Consider the following 19,551-nt stretch of genomic DNA (forward strand, 5'->3'; position numbering starts at 1 on the left):
CTGAGGTAATAAGGCTTAACAACATTGAAACTCACTAAACCGCGCTTTTATTTTGAATAATAAACAATTCTATTTAGATTTAGTGTCTTCAAAACTAATTGACTATGAAATTAATTGATAAACCTGTATATTTAATCATCATCACTCTTCTTTTTCTTTTTTCTTCGTGTGGAGAAAGCGGCAATAATTCCAAAGGTGAGTTTAATGGAACTGACTTCTGTTTAATGATCGGCACAGATGATATTCGTTCAGTATTTAACCTTAATAGTGGGGTGGAAATTGAACAAGACAAAAATCTTGATCAGATTTGTTATTACAAGTGGACAGCCGACGATATCAATTATTCCATAAGGTTTACAAAAGCAAAATGGGATCAGAAAAGTTCAGCTGAGGTAAATAAAACATGGGAAAAACAGAATGAATCAAATTATAATAAATATGATCTTGAAATTATTCAAGGAGTTGGAGCTAAAGCATCATGGAGTGATTATGAAAAAGGACAACTTCGTTTTGTTGCTGATGGTTATTTCTTCTACCTTTCTTTATACAATGATTCTAGCAGTGAAAGTCCAGAAGGTAAGCAAGACAGAATCGATAAAGCTGCTCAATTGGCGAATGTGATAATTGATAAAATGTAAAAATTTGATGTGAACGGATTAATTATTTCACCTAATTATATTTTTAACTTATTCATTAGATATAAGTTAAGAGATGAGTTTTCACATTTCAATCAATGAAAAGATTTGTTTTAGTATTGCTTTTTTTTGCTCTACTCATACTCATTTCACAAAGTGGAAATCCTGTTATTTCTGAAACTATTGGTAATTGCGACACGATTTCTATTCAAAAAGACACTTCGCATATTGTAAAGTTTATTAGCTATCCAGAAGCTTCTTTTCCAGGAGGACCGGAAGAAATGAACAAATATATCAAGGAGAATTTTCAATTTCCCAAATCACTTACAAGTGAATCACCATACGGAAGAGCTTTCGTTGAAATTACAGTTGATATTGATGGTTCATTAAAGGATGCAAAAATTTTAAAAGGAATATCGGAGGAGCTAGATGAAGAGTTATTAAGAGTCGTAAAAAATATGTCGAATTGAATTCCCGCAGAAGTTGATGGCGTCAAGGTGAGATCTAAGATACATTTACCATTTCGAATATGTTTTCAATAGCGGTTTTTATGTAGGGGCGATTTGCAAATCACCCCTACATAAAAACTACCTCGGCTCTACCCAATCTCCATTTTCCTTTATCAATTCAATCAAAGCCTCCACAGCCTCTGCTTCAGGAACGTTCTTCTTCACCACTGTTTTCTCTTTGTACAAATGAATTTTCCCAGGGCGTGTTCCCACATACCCATAATCGGCATCGGCCATTTCCCCTGGACCATTCACAATACAACCCATAATTCCGATTTTAACACCTTTCAAATGAGAGGTATGTTTACGAATTTTTGCAGTCGTTTCTTGTAAATCAAATAGGGTTCTACCACACGAAGGACAAGAAATATACTCTGTTTTTGAGATGCGTGTTCTCGTCGCTTGAAGAATTCCAAAACTAGTTGTGTTGACCAATTGAGGAGAGATTTTTTCTGTAGAATTCACCCAAATACCATCACCAAATCCATCAATGAGAACACTTCCTAATTTAGCTGATTGCCACAATTGAAACGCTTCCAAATCTTCCGTTGAAGTGCTGTGTTTTAAAATAATCGGCAAATCGATATTGTGTAAAACCATTGCACGGTAGAAATTACGCATTACTTGCGTGAAATTTTCTGTTGGCGCTTCAAGAATCAAAACTACATCGTTGAGGTATTGAATTTTATCAATTTCTTTGGTGTTTTCTGGATTCCAGTTCAAGAAGTTGAGCGCTTTATGTTTGAATCCATTGACTGGAATCGCATTATATAAAGGGTAAAAATGTTTCTTATCTGAATAGTTTTCCTCCCAATGTTCAGCATTGGCCACAACTCCTAACATTCCAGGGATTTCAAAATCAACTGTTTTATCACCTACAAAAACATAATCTGCGGCTAAATCTTGGGTGGTCCATTTGTCTATGGTTTTAGAATAGTTGTAACCAAATCCAAAGAAATTAGCTTGAGCAATTGTTTCTTTTTCACTTAAATCTGCAAAAACAATAGGATGATTTTTACCTCCAATGTTAGCGATTTCCATCGACGCCCTCCTTTCATATTCCAAAGGATTATAAGGTAATTGCAAATCTGTTTTGAAAGTCGGCGTAGGATTTTCTTTGTAGTTTTGGGCTAATTTTTCAGCAACAGGAATTTCAGCTTCTGGCGCTTCGGTTAATGAAACACGAATAGTGTCTCCTAGTCCATCTTCGAGTAAAGCACCAATTCCGACAGCAGATTTTATTCTACCATCTTCACCGTCTCCGGCTTCTGTAACTCCCAAATGCAAAGGATAAACTTTTCCTTCGTCCAACATTCTCGCTACCAAAAAACGATAGGCTTGCACCATCACCAAGGTGTTACTTGCCTTCATGGAAATTACGAAGTCGTGAAAATCATTTTTCTGACAAATATGAATAAACTCCATTGCAGATTCCACCATTCCTTCAGGCGTATCACCAAAACGACTCAAAATTCGATCAGAAAGTGAACCGTGATTGGTTCCGATACGCATTGCCGTTCCGTTTTCCTTACACAACTTCACCAAAGGCGTAAATTTTTCTTCAATTCGCTCTAGTTCCGCTTGGTAACTTTCATCGGTATATTCTATTTCCTCGAATTTCTTTTTATCGGCATAATTCCCAGGATTCACTCGTACTTTTTCTACAATTCCAGCTGCAATTTCTGCTGCATTTGGCGTAAAATGAATGTCTGCAACCAAAGGCGTATCATAACCTTTTTCTTTCAGGCCTTTTTTGATTTCCTCAAGATTGTAAGCCTCCTTTTTTGAAGGAGCTGTTAAACGCACTAACTCACACCCTACATCAATCATACGGATAGATTCCTCAATAGAACCTTCTGTATCCATAGTGTCTTTGGTCGTCATCGATTGAATTCGAATAGGGTGCTTCCCTCCTATTCCTAGTTTACCGACTTTAACTTCGTTTGTTTTTAATCGACTGCGATTAAAAGGATCGTTACAGTATTTCATTTTAAATGCGTTTGAAACAAAAATAGTATATTCTTTACTCTTTAGAAGACAAATAAAATAAAGAATTGTTGGCTTCGGCTCTGCTCAGCCAACTCAGAGGCTCCGCTCAATAATCCGCTCAGCCGCCATAGTTTTGTCTTCGTTGAAAAGATTATTGTGTGGAGTCAAAGTTCGTATGATTCGTATTATTTTTACACTTCGCTTCGGAATGTAATTTATTGAAATCCTTTTTTATCAACGCCTCTTTTTTATTTTTACTCCAACCTGTACTTGTTTCTCTCGGTAAAAAGCATGATCAATTCGATTAAACTCTTCAAAGTAAACCAATTTTACAGGTAAAAACTTTGAAGTATGATTTGCTCCTTCTCCATTTTGATGTTGCCTTATTCTTAAATCTAAATATTTTGTACTACCAGTGTAGTAACTTCCGTTGGAACACTCTAAAATATACATATATCCTTTACTCATTTGGTGGTTAGTTTTTGATTTTATAATTCAGTGAATTTTCGATAATCAAATCAATTTCACATTTAAGATAATAAGAATATTTATCTTTAGTTATAGTATCTCTTTCATTATCGTAAATCGCCGCTCACTGAGCAGAGCCGAAGTGGAGGCTCTCGAAGTCAAGCGGGTTAGATTTCATCTCCCCACTACTGCGAGATTTCATCTCGTAGTCGTGGGCCCAACTATTCCACAGAATCCCTATCTTTACCCTTATGAAAAAACACTTCTTATTTATTGGAATTTTAAGTTTAGCGGCGTGTGCCAATATCAATCAAACATCACAAAATAAAAGTCATGATGAGGTAAAACACATCACCACGGAAGCTTCAATTAAAAACCATGTTGCTTACTTGGCTTCAGATGAATTAACAGGACGAGATACAGGAACTGAAGGAATCAACAAAGCAGCAACTTATTTTAGCAACGAGTTTAAAAACTATGGTGTAAAACCGTTTTTCGCTAACTATCGCGATAGTTTTAAAGTTAAGTCTAAACATGCATACAATGTTGTTGGTTTTTTAGAAGGAACGGATGAAAAATTGAAGGAAGATATTTTTATAATTGGGGCACATTATGATCATATTGGATTTAAAGGCGCAGGAAAATCAATGAAAGATTCTATTGCAAATGGTGCAAATGATAATGCTTCTGGCGTGGCAACAGTTTTAGAATTGGCGAAATATTTCGCTGCTCATCCTCCTAAAAGAAGTGTGATGTTTGTTCTTTTTTCTGCTGAAGAAATAGGACTATTAGGTTCAAAACATCTAGCCAAACGTTTCAAAGAAGATAAGCAAGATATTTATGCTGTTTTTAACATCGAAATGGTGGGCGTTCCATTAAAAAATGTAGATTATTCTGCTTTTCTAACTGGATATAAAATGAGTACTATGGCCGATAGATTCAATCATTATTCGGGTAAAAATGTTTTAGGTTTTTCCCCAGAAGCAGCAAAAATGGAGTTGTTTAAAAGAAGCGATAATTATCCTTTTTACACAGAATTAAATATTCCTTCGCAAACAATTTGTACTTTTGATTTTACAAATTATGAATATTATCATCACGTAAAAGATGAAACACAACATCAAGATTTTACACATATGAATTACCTGATTACAGATTTAAGTTTTGGATTATCTGGACTTTTAAATGAAACTGAATCCAGTATAAAGTTATTAGAATGAACGAAAAACTCCACGATTACTACATGAATAAGGAAGAACCCAATAAGAGTTGCTTATTCGTTTTGCGTGATATCATTTTAGAACAAGACGAACAGATTACCGAATCGATCAAGTGGAATTCGCCTTGTTTCTCTTATAAGAACAGAATGTTTTGTTTCTTAATGATAGATAAAAAAACCAATCAACCCTATTTACTTATGGTTGAAGGATTGCGTTTAGATTTCCCAGAGTTAGACCAAGGAAATCGCACCCGAATGAAAACGCTAAATATTGATCCAACTAAAGATTTACCCATTGAATTACTTGAAAATATTCTTCAAAGCGCTTTGGATTTGTATCGGAATGGAGTGATAAAGATGAAATAATGTTTTAGAGTATAAATGTTTATCAATTCCTTTATCGAATAGGTCTTATATTCTGCCAAAACTTATATCACGTTAACTATTTACCATTAACAATTAGTCATTCCCCCTTCATTTCAAAGAAAATTCCGATATTTAACCCCTATCAAAGAAAGTACAGAAACTAGAAATTATGACAGATATCAATAAAAAGTTAATCGAAAAGCGAGAAGAGGCAAATTTAGGAGGTGGTCAAGCACGAATTGACAGCCAACATAAAAAAGGAAAACTAACAGCTCGAGAGCGGATTACACTTTTATTGGATGAAGGTTCTTTCCAAGAAATGGGAATGTTTGTAGAGCACCGCTCTAAAGATTTTGGTTTAGATAAGCAAAAATATCCTGGAGATGGAGTAGTAACAGGTTACGGAACCATTCATGGTCGACCAGTTTATGTTTTTTCTCAAGACTTTACCGTATTAGGAGGTTCGCTTTCTGAAACTTACGCAGAAAAGATCTGTAAAATCATGGATTTAGCCATGAAGAGTCAAACGCCAATTATTGGACTAAATGATTCTGGTGGGGCACGTATCCAAGAAGGTGTGGTTTCATTGGCGGGATATGCAGACATTTTCTACAGAAATACGCTTGCTTCAGGAGTAATTCCACAATTGAGTGTAATTATGGGACCTTGTGCCGGTGGAGCAGTTTATTCGCCAGCTTTAACAGACTTTGTTTTCATGGTAGAAGACACTTCATATATGTTCGTAACAGGACCAAACGTTGTAAAAACAGTAACCCACGAAGAAGTAACTTCAGAAGATTTAGGAGGAGCAAAAGCACATGCTGAAAAATCAGGAGTAAATCACTTTACGAGTCCAAACGATGTAACAGTTTTAAAAGAAGTACGTGATTTAATGACCTATTTGCCTCAAAACTGGCAATCATTAGCGCCACACAAAGAAAAATTTAATTTTGATGAAAAGAAGCTGGAAACAATTGCTTCTATTTTGCCAGACAACAATAATATGCCTTACGATATTCGCGAGGTAATCGAAAGCGTAATTGACGACGATTCTTTCCGTGAAGTTCACAAAGATTTTGCAACGAATATTGTTGTTGGTTTTGCACGTATCGAAGGAAGAACAATTGGTGTTGTTGCCAATCAACCGATTTCTTTAGCCGGAGTTTTAGACATCGATTCTTCAAGAAAAGGAGCGCGTTTCGTGCGTTTCTGTGATGCATTTAATATTCCATTACTAACATTCGAAGATGTACCAGGATTCTTACCCGGAACAGACCAAGAATGGAACGGAATTATTGCTCACGGAGCAAAGTTATTATTTGCATTTAGTGAAGCAACGGTTCCACGTGTGACAGTAATTACGCGTAAAGCATATGGAGGAGCATTCGACGTAATGAACTCTAAAAATATTGGTGCAGACTTTAACTTTGCTTGGCCAACGGCAGAAATTGCAGTGATGGGAGCAAAAGGAGCAGCCGAAATTATTTTCCGTAGAGAAATAGCCGCAGCCGAAGATCCAGCCGCTAAACTAGCCGAAAAAGAAGCAGAATACGCAGAGAAATTTGCAAATCCATACAGAGCTGCAGAACGTGGAATTATTGACGATGTTATCAAACCATCTGAAACGAGAACCCGAGTTGCCAATGCATTCAAAATTTTAGAAAATAAAAAGGAAGAATTGCCAAAGAAAAAGCATGGGAATATTCCGATGTAAACGGCTATAGGCTTTGAACTTTATGCCTACTGATAGTTAAGCAATCGCGTTCACTATTTGTTGATATTCTATTTTCTTTTAATGCTCTAATTAGATGTTTATAAGCGAGATGTTTTCTAATTCTGATAGTTTTTAAAAATAATCCTTTATAAGTCCCAGCGAGACGACATGTATTAGCCGGGACCGCAGCGTCTTGGATAAAAATATATGTGATTACGAATAACCCCAGAGGGGGTGACATGATTTAACATCAACCGCTGGAAACAAATAAGCTTATAGCTTAAAGCCTACAGCATTTTTTTGCCAAAAAAACCCCCCAACCCCAAACATTTTACTATTTTAATGGTCCAATAAATACATTAAAATGAGTGAAATCAAATCAAAATTACCACATATAGGAACAAGCGTTTTTTCTGTGATGTCGAAAATGGCAGCGCAGTACAACGCCATTAATTTATCACAAGGATTTCCAAATTTTCCAGTCGCTCCCGAGTTGATTGAGAATTATCAGCAAGTCATAAAAGGCGATTATAATCAATATATGCCCATGCCAGGTGCGCCGCGCTTATTGACAGAAATTGGTCAGAAGGTAGAAAAACATTATGGTAGAAAAGTAAATCCAGAAACAGAGATTTTGGTGACTGCTGGAGCAACGCAAGCGATTTTTACGGCCATTCAAGCGGTCATTCATCCAGGAGATGAGGCCATTGTGCTCGATCCTTCTTATGATTGTTATGCGCCAACCGTTGAGTTAGCAGGAGGGAAGCCAATTCATATCAATATGGAACCCGATTTTTCAGTCGATTGGAACAAGGTGGAAGATGCGATTTCTAAAGACACGAAATTGTTAATCGTAAATAATCCACATAATCCTGGAGGAACTGTCTTTTCGGAGAAAGATATACAAGCTATTGAGCAGATTATGGAACGTCATCCGCATTTATACTTGCTATCGGATGAGGTGTATGAATTTATCCATTTTGAAGAAAAACATATCTCTATAAATTCTAGAAAAGCCATTCGAGAACGTGCTTTTATCACTTCTTCTTTTGGGAAAACTTTTCATGTAACAGGTTGGAAAATCGGTTATTTAGTAGCGCCAAAAGCTTTGATGGATGAAGTAAAGAAAATTCATCAGTACATTGTTTTCAGCGTAAACAGTACGTCCCAGCAAACCTTGGCGAATTATTTACCACAAGCAGATTTATCCGATTTAGGTTCTTTTTATCAGAAAAAGCGTGATTTCTTTAGAGAATTGATGAAAAATAGCCGATTTGAACTCTTGGATTGTCAAGGAACGTATTTCCAAGTGGCGCGATACAGTGAAATTAGCGACAAAAGTGATGTTGATTTCGCAACAGAGTTGACCCAAAAACATGGAGTTGCGGTAATTCCAGTTTCAGGATTTAATAAAGACAAACACGATGATCATTTGATTCGTTTTTGTTTCGCAAAAGATGAAGACACAATAATTAAAGCAACAGAAAAATTATGCAAGATTTAAAAGTAAGTTTGATTCAATGTGATCAAATTTGGGAAGATAAAAAAGCCAATTTAGCTCATTTTGAAACGCTTTTAGAAGCAGTTCAAAAACCAGTTGATATTGTTGTTTTCCCTGAAATGTTTCACACCGGACTCAGCATGAACGCTGTTGAAATGGCAGAAAGCATCAACGGAGAAAGCGTGCAATGGATTAAGAAAATGGCAAAAAAACACGATTGTGCCATTACGGCTTCCTTGATTATTCAAGAGGGAGAACAATTTTTCAATCGCATGGTTTTCATTCAAGCTGACGGAAGTTTACAGCAATACAACAAACGTAAACTGTTTGGCTTAGCTAAAGAAGATTTAACCTACACACCTGGTGAGGAACCCAACACATTTGAATATAAAGGTTGGAAAATCTTCATGCAAATTTGTTATGATTTACGTTTCCCCGAAATCATGCGAAACAAGGTAGAAGACGACAATTACGACTATGATTTGTTGATTAACGTTGCGAATTGGCCCGAAAGAAGAAGTTTGCATTGGAAAACATTGTTGCGAGCAAGAGCAATTGAAAATCAAGTGTATGTGATTGGTGTTAATAGAGTAGGGAAAGGAAAAAATGATTTACCGTATTCAGGAGACTCTTCGATTATTGATCCCGCTGGAAAAATCATTGCGCAAGTGAGTCATGAAGAGCATGTAGTGAACGAAGAAATAAGCTATGAGAACCTGGAAGAGGTGAGGAGGGCGATGCCGTTTTTGAAGGATAGGTAATTAATAAGTGTCAGGAGTCGAAATTTAGCAATAGATTGGAAATATGTCCTCCCCCTTTTGGAGAGGATAAAGGGGGAGGAGCACAAATAAGCCGCTTTCGATAGAACCGGTTTTAGCTTTTCTTAATTTAAATGTGAGGTATAATTTTCTCCTCCAAAATGTGAGTTAATAACCTCTCTCCCTTTGGAGGGGGTTGGGGGGAGGATTATTGAAAGAAGACATTTTAAATATGATAATCAATTATAGTACGTTATAACAACAGAAAACCCAATTCATGAAACTCTATTCAAATAAACAAAAGTGGAAAATCGCCTTGCTATTTGTTGCGATTATCTTAGTGGGCGCTTCTTTGTTTGCTTCCAACAAAATTGTGAATGAAGTTGCTAAACGAGAACGAGAACGTGTTACGCAATGGGCTGATGCCATTAAAAAACGAGCAGAATTGGTCCGTTTAACCAATAATTCATTTGAAGAACTCCGAAAAAAGGAACTCAATGAAATGCAATTGTGGATTGATGCCACTAAAGAGATTTCTCGTAAAACTTCTTTAGAAAATCAACAATCTTATGATTTACCGCTGAAAATTATCAACCGCAATGATGATATTCCAGTGATTGTTTTAGATCAAGAAGATGTAGTTTCAACGTATATCAATATTTCCTTGACCAAAGAAGAATTAAAAAACGATTTTCCTGAAAAAGACAGTTTAGAAATTGAAGCATTATTTTCTGATTCATTGGTGAAATTGGCTTACAGCTGGGAGAAAATCAATCCTTCATTTACCATTGAAGTTTACGACGATTTATTCATGTCTTATTTTTATAATGATTCAAGAAATATCCTTCGATTGGAGGAAGAAAGAGATTCACTTATTCAAGCTTTCAATACAGAGCTCATCGAAAATGCTGAGTTGGTGCCTGTTGTTCTTACAGATAGCCTTCAACAAGATGTGCTTGCTTCAAATTTACTTAAAGAAGAACTCGATAGCGTAAAATTAAATCAAAAATTGAGTGAGTTATCCACTGAAAACGAACCCATTAAAATTCATTTTTCTGAGGACGAGGTGAGTTACGTTTTTTATGCCAATAGTCCAGAATTAGTGCAACTACAGTACTTCCCTTACATTCAATTTCTGATTATAGGTTTGTTTATTTTCATCGGATACATCATTTTTAGCACTTTCCGAAAAGCAGAACAAAACAAAGTCTGGGCGGGAATGGCCAAGGAGACAGCGCACCAATTAGGAACACCCATTTCTTCGTTAATGGCGTGGGTGCAACTCCTCGAAGGAATGGATAACACCAAAGACATCGCTACGGAAATGAATAAAGATGTCAAACGTCTTTCACAAGTAACCGATCGTTTTTCCAAAATTGGCGCGAGTACACAACTGAAAGATTTCGACATTGTGCATACAACACAACATTTCTTGGATTATTTCAGAACCCGATTTCCTCAAAAAGTTGAACTTACTTTTTCCACATCAGATGATGAAATCAACATTCCTCATAACGCTGCACTTTTCGAATGGGTGATAGAAAATATCTGTAAAAATGCAATTGACGCCATGGAAGGAAAAGGTAAGATTGATATTTCAATTACCAGAAATCAAGGTCAAGTTATTATTGACATTTCCGACAATGGAAAAGGGATGACTTTATCTCAACAACGTACCGTTTTCGAGCCTGGATTTACGACCAAAAAACGCGGATGGGGATTAGGTTTGCCACTCGCCAAAAGAATCATTCACGAATATCACAAAGGAAGATTGAAGATTTTGCATTCGGAAGTAGGAAAGGGAACAACTTTTAGGATAATTTTATCAGCTTAATCTGGTATTGGTTTTTATTTTAAAGATTAGTTTTTGAGGTTTAATGGTTAACGGAGCGTTAATTCTTACTGTTTAACCATTAAAACATTAAGAATTAGTCATTCAACATGTACAATTAAACCTTAATCATTAACATATTCTTATCTAAATCAATTCTAAATAGCCGAAATATGAGCATTTAATCAAACTAACCTTTATTTTTGCTTGTTACAATTGAAATTTATAAAAAATTATGAGCAAATCTGGTTTATTTAAATCATCGGTAGGTAGGAAATTTGCAATGGCTTTATCGGCCCTCTTCCTTATGATCTTCCTATTACAACACCTTGTTATTAACATTACAGCAGTTTTTAGTCCCGATACTTTCAACGAGTTATCGCACTTTATGGGTACGAATCCAGCAGTTCAGTTTCTGGCTCAACCCATATTAATTTTTGCAGTGGTATTCCACTTCGTTATGGGAATGTACCTCGAAACGCAAAATAGAGCCGCTCGACCAGTATCTTACAAAAACTATAAAGGAGGTGCAAACTCTTCTTGGATGTCAAGAAATATGGCAATTTCAGGATTAGTGATTTTGGCTTTCTTAGTGCTTCACTTTATTGATTTTTGGTTTCCAGAAATCAATACCAAATATATCGTTGGAGATATGTCGGGAATGCACAACGGAGAGTACAGATATTACGAAGAGTTGTTACACAAGTTTGCTAACCCAGCAAGAGTAATTGCTTATGTAGTTGCTTTTGGTTTGTTGGCTTTGCACTTGCTACACGGTTTTGGTTCGGCTTTTCAGTCGATGGGACAAAACAACAAGTACATTGATGGATTAAAGAAATTTGGAGTATTTTACTCAATTGCAGTTCCTTTAGGATTTATCCTGATTGCAATTTCACTTTATGTAACCACATTAAACTAGGAGATTATGACAAAAATAGATGCAAAAATACCAAGTGGTGCGTTAAAAGATAAATGGACGAAACACAAAAACAATATTAATTTAGTTAACCCTGCCAACAAGCGTTTGATTGACGTAATTGTTGTTGGAACAGGTTTGGCTGGAGGCTCTGCGGCGGCAACGTTGGCAGAATTGGGGTACAATGTAAAAGCATTTGCGTTTCAAGATTCACCAAGACGTGCGCACTCGATTGCGGCGCAAGGAGGAATCAACGCAGCGAAAAACTACCAAGGGGATGGTGATTCTATCTACCGCTTATTTTACGATACAGTAAAAGGTGGAGATTACCGTTCTAGAGAAGCAAACGTTTATCGTTTGGCTGAGGTTTCTGCAAACATTATTGACCAATGTGTAGCACAAGGAGTTCCTTTTGCTCGTGACTATGGTGGATTGCTTGACAACCGTTCATTTGGTGGTGTGCTTGTATCAAGAACTTTCTACGCAAAAGGTCAAACAGGACAGCAACTTTTATTAGGTGCTTATTCTGCAATGAACCGTCAAATTAGTCGTGGAAAAATCAAAATGTACAATCGTCACGAAATGTTAGACGTTGTCATCGTTGATGGAAAAGCACGTGGAATTATAGCACGTGATTTAGTAACTGGAAAAGTAGAGCGTCACAGTGCACATGCTGTTGTTGTAGGTTCTGGAGGATATGGTAACATTTTCTTCTTGTCTACCAACGCAATGGGAAGTAATGGTTCTGCTGCATGGAAAATACACAAAAAAGGCGCGTATTTTGCCAATCCTTGTTTTACACAAATTCACCCAACTTGTATTCCTGTTGCAGGAGAATTGCAAGCTAAACTGACATTGATGTCGGAGTCGTTAAGAAACGATGGTCGTATTTGGGTACCTAAAAACATGGACGACGTAAAAGCTATTAGAGCAGGGAAACTAAAACCTACTCAAATTAAAGAAGAAGACAGAGATTATTATTTGGAGCGTCGTTATCCAGCCTTTGGTAACTTAGTACCTCGTGACGTTGCTTCACGTGCTGCTAAAGAACGTTGTGATGCTGGCTATGGTGTAAACCAAACCGGTCAAGCTGTTTACCTTGACTTCGCTTCAGCGATAGAAAGATACGGTAAAGAAACTGCTCACGTTCAAGGATTAGACGAAAACGACAAAGCACTTGTTACGAAATTAGGAAAGGGAGTTATTGAGAATAAATACGGTAACCTTTTCCAAATGTACGAGAAGATTGTTGATGAGAATCCGTATGAAACGCCAATGATGATTTTCCCAGCTGTTCACTATACAATGGGAGGAATTTGGGTAGATTATAACTTAATGACTACAATCCCTGGTTTATATGCTATTGGAGAGGCGAACTTCTCTGATCACGGAGCAAACAGATTAGGAGCTTCTGCATTAATGCAAGGTTTAGCTGATGGTTATTTCGTATTACCATATACAATTGGTGATTATCTTTCAAATGACATTAGAACGGGTCCAATTTCTACAGACCATAAAGCTTTCGAAGAAGCAGAAAAAGAAGTAATAGATCGTTTGGAGCACTTAATCAACAATAAAGGAACAACTTCAGTGGACACTTTCCACAGAAAGTTAGGTTTGATTATGTGGAACAAATGTGGAATGGCAAGAAACAAAGAAGGATTAACTTCTGCAATTGAGGAAATTAAAGCATTGCGGGAAGAATTCTGGAAAGATGTTCGCGTTCCTGGAGGAAGATTTGAATTCAATGAAGAATTGGCAAAAGCCGGAAGAGTAGCAGATTACTTAGAGCTTGGAGAGTTATTCGCTAAAGATGCTTTATTGAGAGAAGAATCTTGTGGTGGACACTTCCGTGAAGAGTCACAATCTGAAGAAGGTGAAGCAAAACGTGATGACGAAAACTTCAAGTATGTAGCAATGTGGGAATATACAGGAAACCCTGCAGATGCTATTCTTCATAAAGAAGATCTAGTTTATGAGAATATTGAACTTAAAACTAGAAGCTATAAATAAAATGTATTTTTGAGTTTGTGTAGAACTGACTCAATCAACAATAAAAAATTAGAGATATGAATTTGACATTAAAAATATGGAGACAAAAAAACGCCGACGATAAAGGACAGATGGTGGAATATCCAATTAGCGATATCTCACCGGATATGTCTTTCTTAGAAATGCTCGATGTTTTGAATGAAGGTCTGGTTGCAAAAGACGAGGCTCCTGTTGCTTTTGACCATGACTGTCGTGAAGGTATTTGCGGAATGTGTTCTTTACACATTAATGGAGAGCCTCACGGTCCAGATAGAGGAGTTACTACATGTCAATTGCACATGCGTAGTTTTAAAGACGGCGACACAATTTACATCGAACCTTTTAGAGCAAAAGCATTTCCAATTATTAAGGATTTAGTAGTTGACAGAAGTGCATTTGACCGCATTCAGCATGCAGGAGGCTATGTTTCTGTAAATACATCCGGTAACACACAAGATGCTAACTCATTGCCTGTTCCAAAAGCAGACGCAGACATGGCCTTTGATGCTGCAACATGTATTGGTTGTGGAGCATGTGTTGCGGCGTGTAAAAACAGTTCAGCAATGCTGTTTACTTCAGCTAAAGTTTCTCAATATGCATTATTACCACAAGGTAAAATTGAGGCTTCAAACCGTGTTCAAAATATGGTTGCACAAATGGATGCTGAAGGATTTGGAAACTGTTCAAATACTGGAGCATGTGAAGCGGAATGTCCTAAAGGAATTTCACTTGAAAACATCGCAAGAATGAACCGTGAGTTAATTAAAGCAAAATCTGCTGTTAAACACTAACTTTAGGTTTATCAAAAATATTAGAAGGAAGTCGAAAGGCTTCCTTTTTTTTATGGTTTTGCTTCGCGTAGTGATCAAAAAAAGCTTAAAATGCTATTAATTTGGATTCGTTCCACATATAAAAGTTGTTGTTTTCCGAAGGGTTTTGTCAAGAAAATAATATTGATGTTTCGAAGACTGTTTATTGGGAAGCTAACTAACCCGGATTATTAACTCCTTTAGTCGTTGAGCTCGCAGGCTCGGTTCATGCATTTAATTTTAAATCTATTCTAGGCACAAGACCTAAAGTAATATATGTATATTTCGCGGGGCTTGTAACGACGAATAGATCAAAATTAAATCAAAATCTTACAAATACACAAATACCCAAAAATGGGTTTCTCAAATTTTACAGGAAATACAGTTAAAGCACTGACTTACAGATGTTAATACTCTTAAACTTTAAGATTGGTGAATAATTCGGGCTAAATCAGTCTAAACGGTGTTTTTCAAGCCAACGATTTCATCATTCATCATTCGTTTTCAACCTTCGGAATTGATAAATAGAAGGTAGTTCCTTTTCCTGCTTCTGATTCAAACCATATTTCGCCATTATGATTGGTGATAATTTGTTTTACCATTGCTAAACCTAAACCAGAACCTGTGCTTTTGGTAGTGAAATTTGGTGAAAACATCTTCTTTTTGGTTTCATCGGGTATTCCAACCCCATTATCTTCTACTGAAATGATATAATACTTTTCCTCATCAGTGATAGCTATTTTGATATCAGCGATATCATCTTCGACAGTCGCTTGAATAGCATTTTTAATTAGATTATTAAAAACGCGTAAAATTAAATCTTTATCAGCGAAGACAAATATTTCTTTTTTACCCTTTATTTGGAGCGTTATTTTCACTTCTTTTGAGGAATATAAATCAACAATATTATGGAGTAGTGGAACTAAATTTAGGCGTTCTTCATTGGCTTTAGGCATCTTAGCAAAATTAGAAAATTCATTCGCAATTTTTGTTAATCCATCAATCTGATCTACTAAAGAATCCACGATACGCTGCAATTTCTGCTTTGCATTCGGGTCGTTGACATCAAAAGAACGCTGGAAATGCTGCACACTTAATTTCATGGGGGTTAGTGGGTTTTTTATTTCATGCGCTACCTGTTTAGCCATTTCTCTCCACGCAGTTTCTCTTTCACTTTGTGCTAATTGCATTGCTTTGAGCTCCAATTCTTTTAATTTGTTGTTATACTCCTTAACCAAAGCTCCAATTTCATCATCTGCATGATAAGCAATCGGCTTGTTTTCTACTCCTAGTTCTACCTTGCTAAAACTTTGTTGGATAAGGCGTAAAGGAACGGTTATCCATCCAGACACCAAGATGGCTAATAAAACAGTGAGTACCAATAATAAGACAGCAATATTAATAATAGCAACGATAAATTCGTTCATTTGTCGCTCAAAGGAATTTTGCTTAGAAAAATGTTGCAAATTGATATAACCGATGAGTTTCCGCTCATGATTTTTATATGGTAAATACGCAGAAAGAAAAGAAAGTTCTCCAAATTCTTCGAGATGAATAAACTCACTTCTTTTGTCAAATTTCATTGCATTAAATGCACGACTATTCATTTGTGGCGTGCTAATTCCTTTGTCGTAAAGCTTTGTTTGTGATGTTCCAAAAAGTTTACCGTCTGTGGTGTAAAAATTAACATCTGTAACAAAAATATTAGAGAATTTCTTCAAAACATAATTCATATAATCACTGTTTTGATTCTTCAAGAGGTTTTCTTTATCTCCAATTTTATTGTCAATCTCTTTTTGTATCGAATAAATCTTTTCCTTTAAATTATCATGGGTATAAACGTGATATTGATTGGTAACGTTTTGAATGGCAATAACAGCGAAAATAACAAAAGATCCGACTACCATTCCAATTAAAACAATCTGAACCTTTAAAGATAATTGTAAACCTTTAAGTGGAAATATAGACCTCCAATTAAAAAATAGAAGTATAAGCAAAGCGAAAAGACCAAAAAACAAAACAAGGTAAGAAAAGGTACTTAACTGTTCAATAAAACGTTTCTCCGGCTTTGATATCACCACGGATTGTCCGTCTTCTTGATGATAAATAAGGTGATTAATCCCATTTTTGGTTTTGAAACCAGAATTCTCATTGGTCATTTCATCAAATAACTCCATAGAAGTGGGGTAGTTATAACTTCCAAAACGCATCACCAAGCGGTTGTTAGAATAGCGTGCAATTGAATAGTCTTCTAAATTTTGTAATGCATAAGACTTTTCGTTCATCAAAAGCCGTGGAAAACCAATTTGTTCAGGAATTTTCTTGGATTTAAAAAGAATGAAAAAATCCAATTGGGTAGAATCAGACCGTGTAATTTGCTGGCGTCCAATATAGCTTAACTGATCATAATAATCGGTAACAAAATGTAAATCGTCTGCAATAGAAGAAGGTTTGGCATGAACATCAATTAAATGCACGATCTCTTCCTTTGTACGTGATTGATTACTGATGTAATCCAATAGTGGTGTGCCATCAGGTTGAAAAAAGAAAAAACTAATTTCATAGCGTTCCCAATATGGACCAAAACAACAGTCTTCAATTTGAAGCGATAAATTCGGAGCTGTAAAATAGTTTTTTCCAGAAACCAATTGATAGAACTCGGGATTCTCAATAAGCTTATCTATTGTGGCAGCATACTCAATCTCCATAGCTGGGTTTTGATCAGTTATTAGTTGATTGGCATACAGTTCTCTTTTTTGATGCTCATTTGACTCATTGCTTTCAAATAGAATTATTGCACCGTAAAATGCAATAACAATTACAATCGCAATATGATACTTAATTGCATTTAAACGCTTTTCTTTTGTCGATAAATAGAAGAATAGTGCATTGAGTAAAACTGGCCAAAGTGCATTAAAAATATTGTTCTTAAAAAATAGAACCTCTAATAGAATGAAAAGAACACCGGTGACAAACCAAAATATAGCGAGTTGATTTAGTGGAATTGCAGATTGAACAAGTTTCAAGCTCAATTGGCGAATGATTAGGTAATAAGATAAAAATAAACAACTTATGATTATCAAAGCAATGATAGAATAGAGTGATAGTGAAAACACCTTATCTAGCACCAAAGAGATGGAACTGTTTACAATTAAAGACTCAAAAATATAACTAATAAATAGGGAGTAGGTTAATAGACCAAGGTATAACCCCAATAACAATATTGTATTTAGTTTACCTTTCGTTTTTAAATGATTGAAAAAATGAAGAATCCACCAAACAGATACAAAAACAAACAGCAAACTAATGATTAAACTACCTAGATTGGGAATTAAACTGCTGTTTGCGTACAAAATAGGATCATAAAGTTCAAAATCTTTAAACAACTGAATCCAACCAAAATAGATGGATAAATACCGTATGAGTAATAAAATAGCTGGGTATAAAATTAAAATGATTGTATTCCTCTTTGCAATTGGCAATAATAATTGGGTAAGAAAAATAATGATCCCCATGATTCCAAAAACATAGAGTGAAAAAATGACCAGTTGTTGGAAGGCTCCTATCGTTTTTTCATTGTGTATGGTTAAATAAAAAAGAGTTTTGCCACTTTTTGATAAAATAGGACGATTTTGAGGTGTTTTTTCCCAATCAATAGATACCTCATTTGTTGTGCTAAAATGCTTGGTAATTGTATTTCTTAAAGCGTCATTTTCATAGAAAAAGGTATGTTTGACCTTACTACTAACGAAGACCTTTAAATCGAGTGCTTCAAATTGATCAACTAAATAGTATCCATTTGAAAATTTACCAAGAAAATGGGTATAATTACCTACAAAAGTTGAATTGATATTAATGTGATTAGAGTTCCAATATACTAAAGAATCTGATTTAAAAATATGAACTAAGAATTCACTTTCGTATAGCTCTTCAAGTTTCCATATTTCTTCTAGTGGTCTATTCTCAACAGCTTCAATTAGGGCTGTTTTAAAAGCAAGTTGTTTACGCTCTAAATCGTAAAACTCTTTTTGAAATTGTGCGTGTTCTTTTGTGGAATCCGTATGATAAAAAAGAGTGTAGCTTACCCAAGAAAGTAGAATACTTAGAAATGCTACGATGAGCCAGCGTAAATTATTTGGAATGGATTTCATTACAAACAAAACTAAGTATTTTCAATGATTTTGCGCTATTTTTCTTTAGGAAGGCTTGACTCTAGCACATTTGTAAGGCGAACAAAGTCATTTTCTGATCGGCTATCGTTATGATAAATAAAGTTTGCTTTTGTTTCATGAGGCGCTAGAAACTCATTGTAACAAGGTATAACATGATTCTCCCATTGATAAATAATATCGGCACGTGTATACCCTCTTGATTCTTGATCCCTATATATTCTTCTGTCTAATTGAATTGCAGGATCAACATCAACAAAAATGCTAAAGTCTAATAATTGCCTGATTTCTTCATACTCAAAAACAAAAAGACCTTCTACAATGAGCAATTCGGAAGGTTCAATGGTGATAAGTACATTTCTATTATTACCCGCATTAAATTGGTATTCGAAAACCTCAATACTTTTTCCGCTAATTAAGCGCTTAAGATCTTTTACCATGCGTTCCTTATCTAACGCTGTTGGTAAATCAAAATTTACTTTCCCATTGGCATCTAGCTGTTGCTCTTCAATTGGTTTGTAATAGTTATCCATGGAAAATACCGATGGTTTATAACCTAAATAGTGTTCAGCCAAACGATTCAATAAGGTTGTTTTTCCTGAGCCACTCCCACCACAAATTCCAATTACCATAACA

General features: G+C 35.7%; 15 protein-coding genes. 11 read left to right on the forward strand and 4 right to left on the reverse strand.

Going from position 1 to position 19,551, the window contains the following annotated elements:
• The first annotated feature begins 104 nt into the window (after positions 1–104).
• Together CW751_RS01850 and CW751_RS01855 are read left to right on the forward strand one after the other, a co-directional pair.
• A complete protein-coding gene (locus tag CW751_RS01850; RefSeq protein WP_101333251.1) occupies positions 105–638 on the forward strand; it encodes a hypothetical protein in 534 nt (177 codons plus the stop codon).
• 95 nt (positions 639–733) lie between these two features.
• Positions 734–1,105: an energy transducer TonB gene (locus CW751_RS01855; protein ID WP_101333252.1), complete on the forward strand. Its 372-nt coding sequence runs from the start codon at positions 734–736 to the stop codon at positions 1,103–1,105.
• A gap of 117 nt (positions 1,106–1,222) precedes the next feature.
• On the opposite strand, the gene ispG is transcribed toward CW751_RS01855, so the two are convergent.
• A complete protein-coding gene (gene ispG / locus CW751_RS01860; protein ID WP_101333253.1) occupies positions 1,223–3,133 on the reverse strand; it encodes a (E)-4-hydroxy-3-methylbut-2-enyl-diphosphate synthase in 1,911 nt (636 codons plus the stop codon).
• A 234-nt stretch (positions 3,134–3,367) separates the two neighbouring features.
• Complete coding sequence (locus tag CW751_RS01865; RefSeq protein ID WP_240612513.1) at positions 3,368–3,601, reverse strand: GIY-YIG nuclease family protein; 234 nt, start codon at positions 3,599–3,601, stop codon at positions 3,368–3,370.
• 251 nt (positions 3,602–3,852) lie between these two features.
• Here CW751_RS01865 and CW751_RS01870 point away from each other — a divergent pair, with 251 nt between their 5' ends.
• From CW751_RS01870 to CW751_RS01915, 9 genes are all read left to right on the forward strand, one after another.
• Positions 3,853–4,821 carry a M20/M25/M40 family metallo-hydrolase gene (locus tag CW751_RS01870; protein WP_101333254.1) on the forward strand — a complete coding sequence of 323 codons (969 nt, stop codon included), beginning with the start codon at positions 3,853–3,855 and terminating at the stop codon, positions 4,819–4,821.
• The gene (locus tag CW751_RS01875; protein WP_101333255.1) at positions 4,818–5,186 is read left to right on the forward strand and encodes a DUF1801 domain-containing protein; all 369 of its coding nucleotides are present in this window, start codon (positions 4,818–4,820) and stop codon (positions 5,184–5,186) included. The genes CW751_RS01870 and CW751_RS01875 overlap by 4 nt, the downstream gene beginning before the upstream one ends.
• A gap of 169 nt (positions 5,187–5,355) precedes the next feature.
• Positions 5,356–6,900: an acyl-CoA carboxylase subunit beta gene (locus CW751_RS01880; RefSeq protein WP_101333256.1), complete on the forward strand. Its 1,545-nt coding sequence runs from the start codon at positions 5,356–5,358 to the stop codon at positions 6,898–6,900.
• A gap of 364 nt (positions 6,901–7,264) precedes the next feature.
• A complete protein-coding gene (locus CW751_RS01890; protein ID WP_101333258.1) occupies positions 7,265–8,404 on the forward strand; it encodes a methionine aminotransferase in 1,140 nt (379 codons plus the stop codon).
• A complete protein-coding gene (locus CW751_RS01895; RefSeq protein ID WP_101333259.1) occupies positions 8,392–9,162 on the forward strand; it encodes an amidohydrolase in 771 nt (256 codons plus the stop codon). Before CW751_RS01890 ends, CW751_RS01895 begins: the two co-directional genes overlap by 13 nt.
• Before the next feature lie 274 nt (positions 9,163–9,436).
• Positions 9,437–10,993 carry a sensor histidine kinase gene (locus CW751_RS01900; RefSeq protein ID WP_101333260.1) on the forward strand — a complete coding sequence of 519 codons (1,557 nt, stop codon included), beginning with the start codon at positions 9,437–9,439 and terminating at the stop codon, positions 10,991–10,993.
• Between the two features lie 232 nt (positions 10,994–11,225).
• On the forward strand, positions 11,226–11,909 hold the full coding sequence (locus CW751_RS01905) for a succinate dehydrogenase cytochrome b subunit (RefSeq protein ID WP_101333261.1): 684 nt from the start codon (positions 11,226–11,228) through the stop codon (positions 11,907–11,909).
• Positions 11,910–11,915: 6 nt separating this feature from the next.
• Positions 11,916–13,919 carry a fumarate reductase/succinate dehydrogenase flavoprotein subunit gene (locus CW751_RS01910; protein ID WP_101333262.1) on the forward strand — a complete coding sequence of 668 codons (2,004 nt, stop codon included), beginning with the start codon at positions 11,916–11,918 and terminating at the stop codon, positions 13,917–13,919.
• Between the two features lie 56 nt (positions 13,920–13,975).
• A complete protein-coding gene (locus tag CW751_RS01915) occupies positions 13,976–14,728 on the forward strand; it encodes a succinate dehydrogenase/fumarate reductase iron-sulfur subunit (RefSeq protein WP_101333263.1) in 753 nt (250 codons plus the stop codon).
• Positions 14,729–15,240: 512 nt separating this feature from the next.
• Here the strand turns inward: CW751_RS01915 and CW751_RS01920 are convergent.
• Both CW751_RS01920 and CW751_RS01925 read right to left on the reverse strand, forming a co-directional pair.
• Positions 15,241–18,897 (reverse strand): sensor histidine kinase, encoded by a 3,657-nt coding sequence (locus tag CW751_RS01920; RefSeq protein WP_101333264.1) that lies wholly within the window; start codon positions 18,895–18,897, stop codon positions 15,241–15,243.
• A 35-nt stretch (positions 18,898–18,932) separates the two neighbouring features.
• Positions 18,933–19,547 (reverse strand): uridine kinase family protein, encoded by a 615-nt coding sequence (locus CW751_RS01925; RefSeq protein ID WP_101333265.1) that lies wholly within the window; start codon positions 19,545–19,547, stop codon positions 18,933–18,935.
• Positions 19,548–19,551: the final 4 nt, after the last annotated feature.

It is taken from the genome of Brumimicrobium salinarum, assembly GCF_002844555.1.
Lineage (GTDB): Bacteria > Bacteroidota > Bacteroidia > Flavobacteriales_D > Crocinitomicaceae > Brumimicrobium > Brumimicrobium salinarum.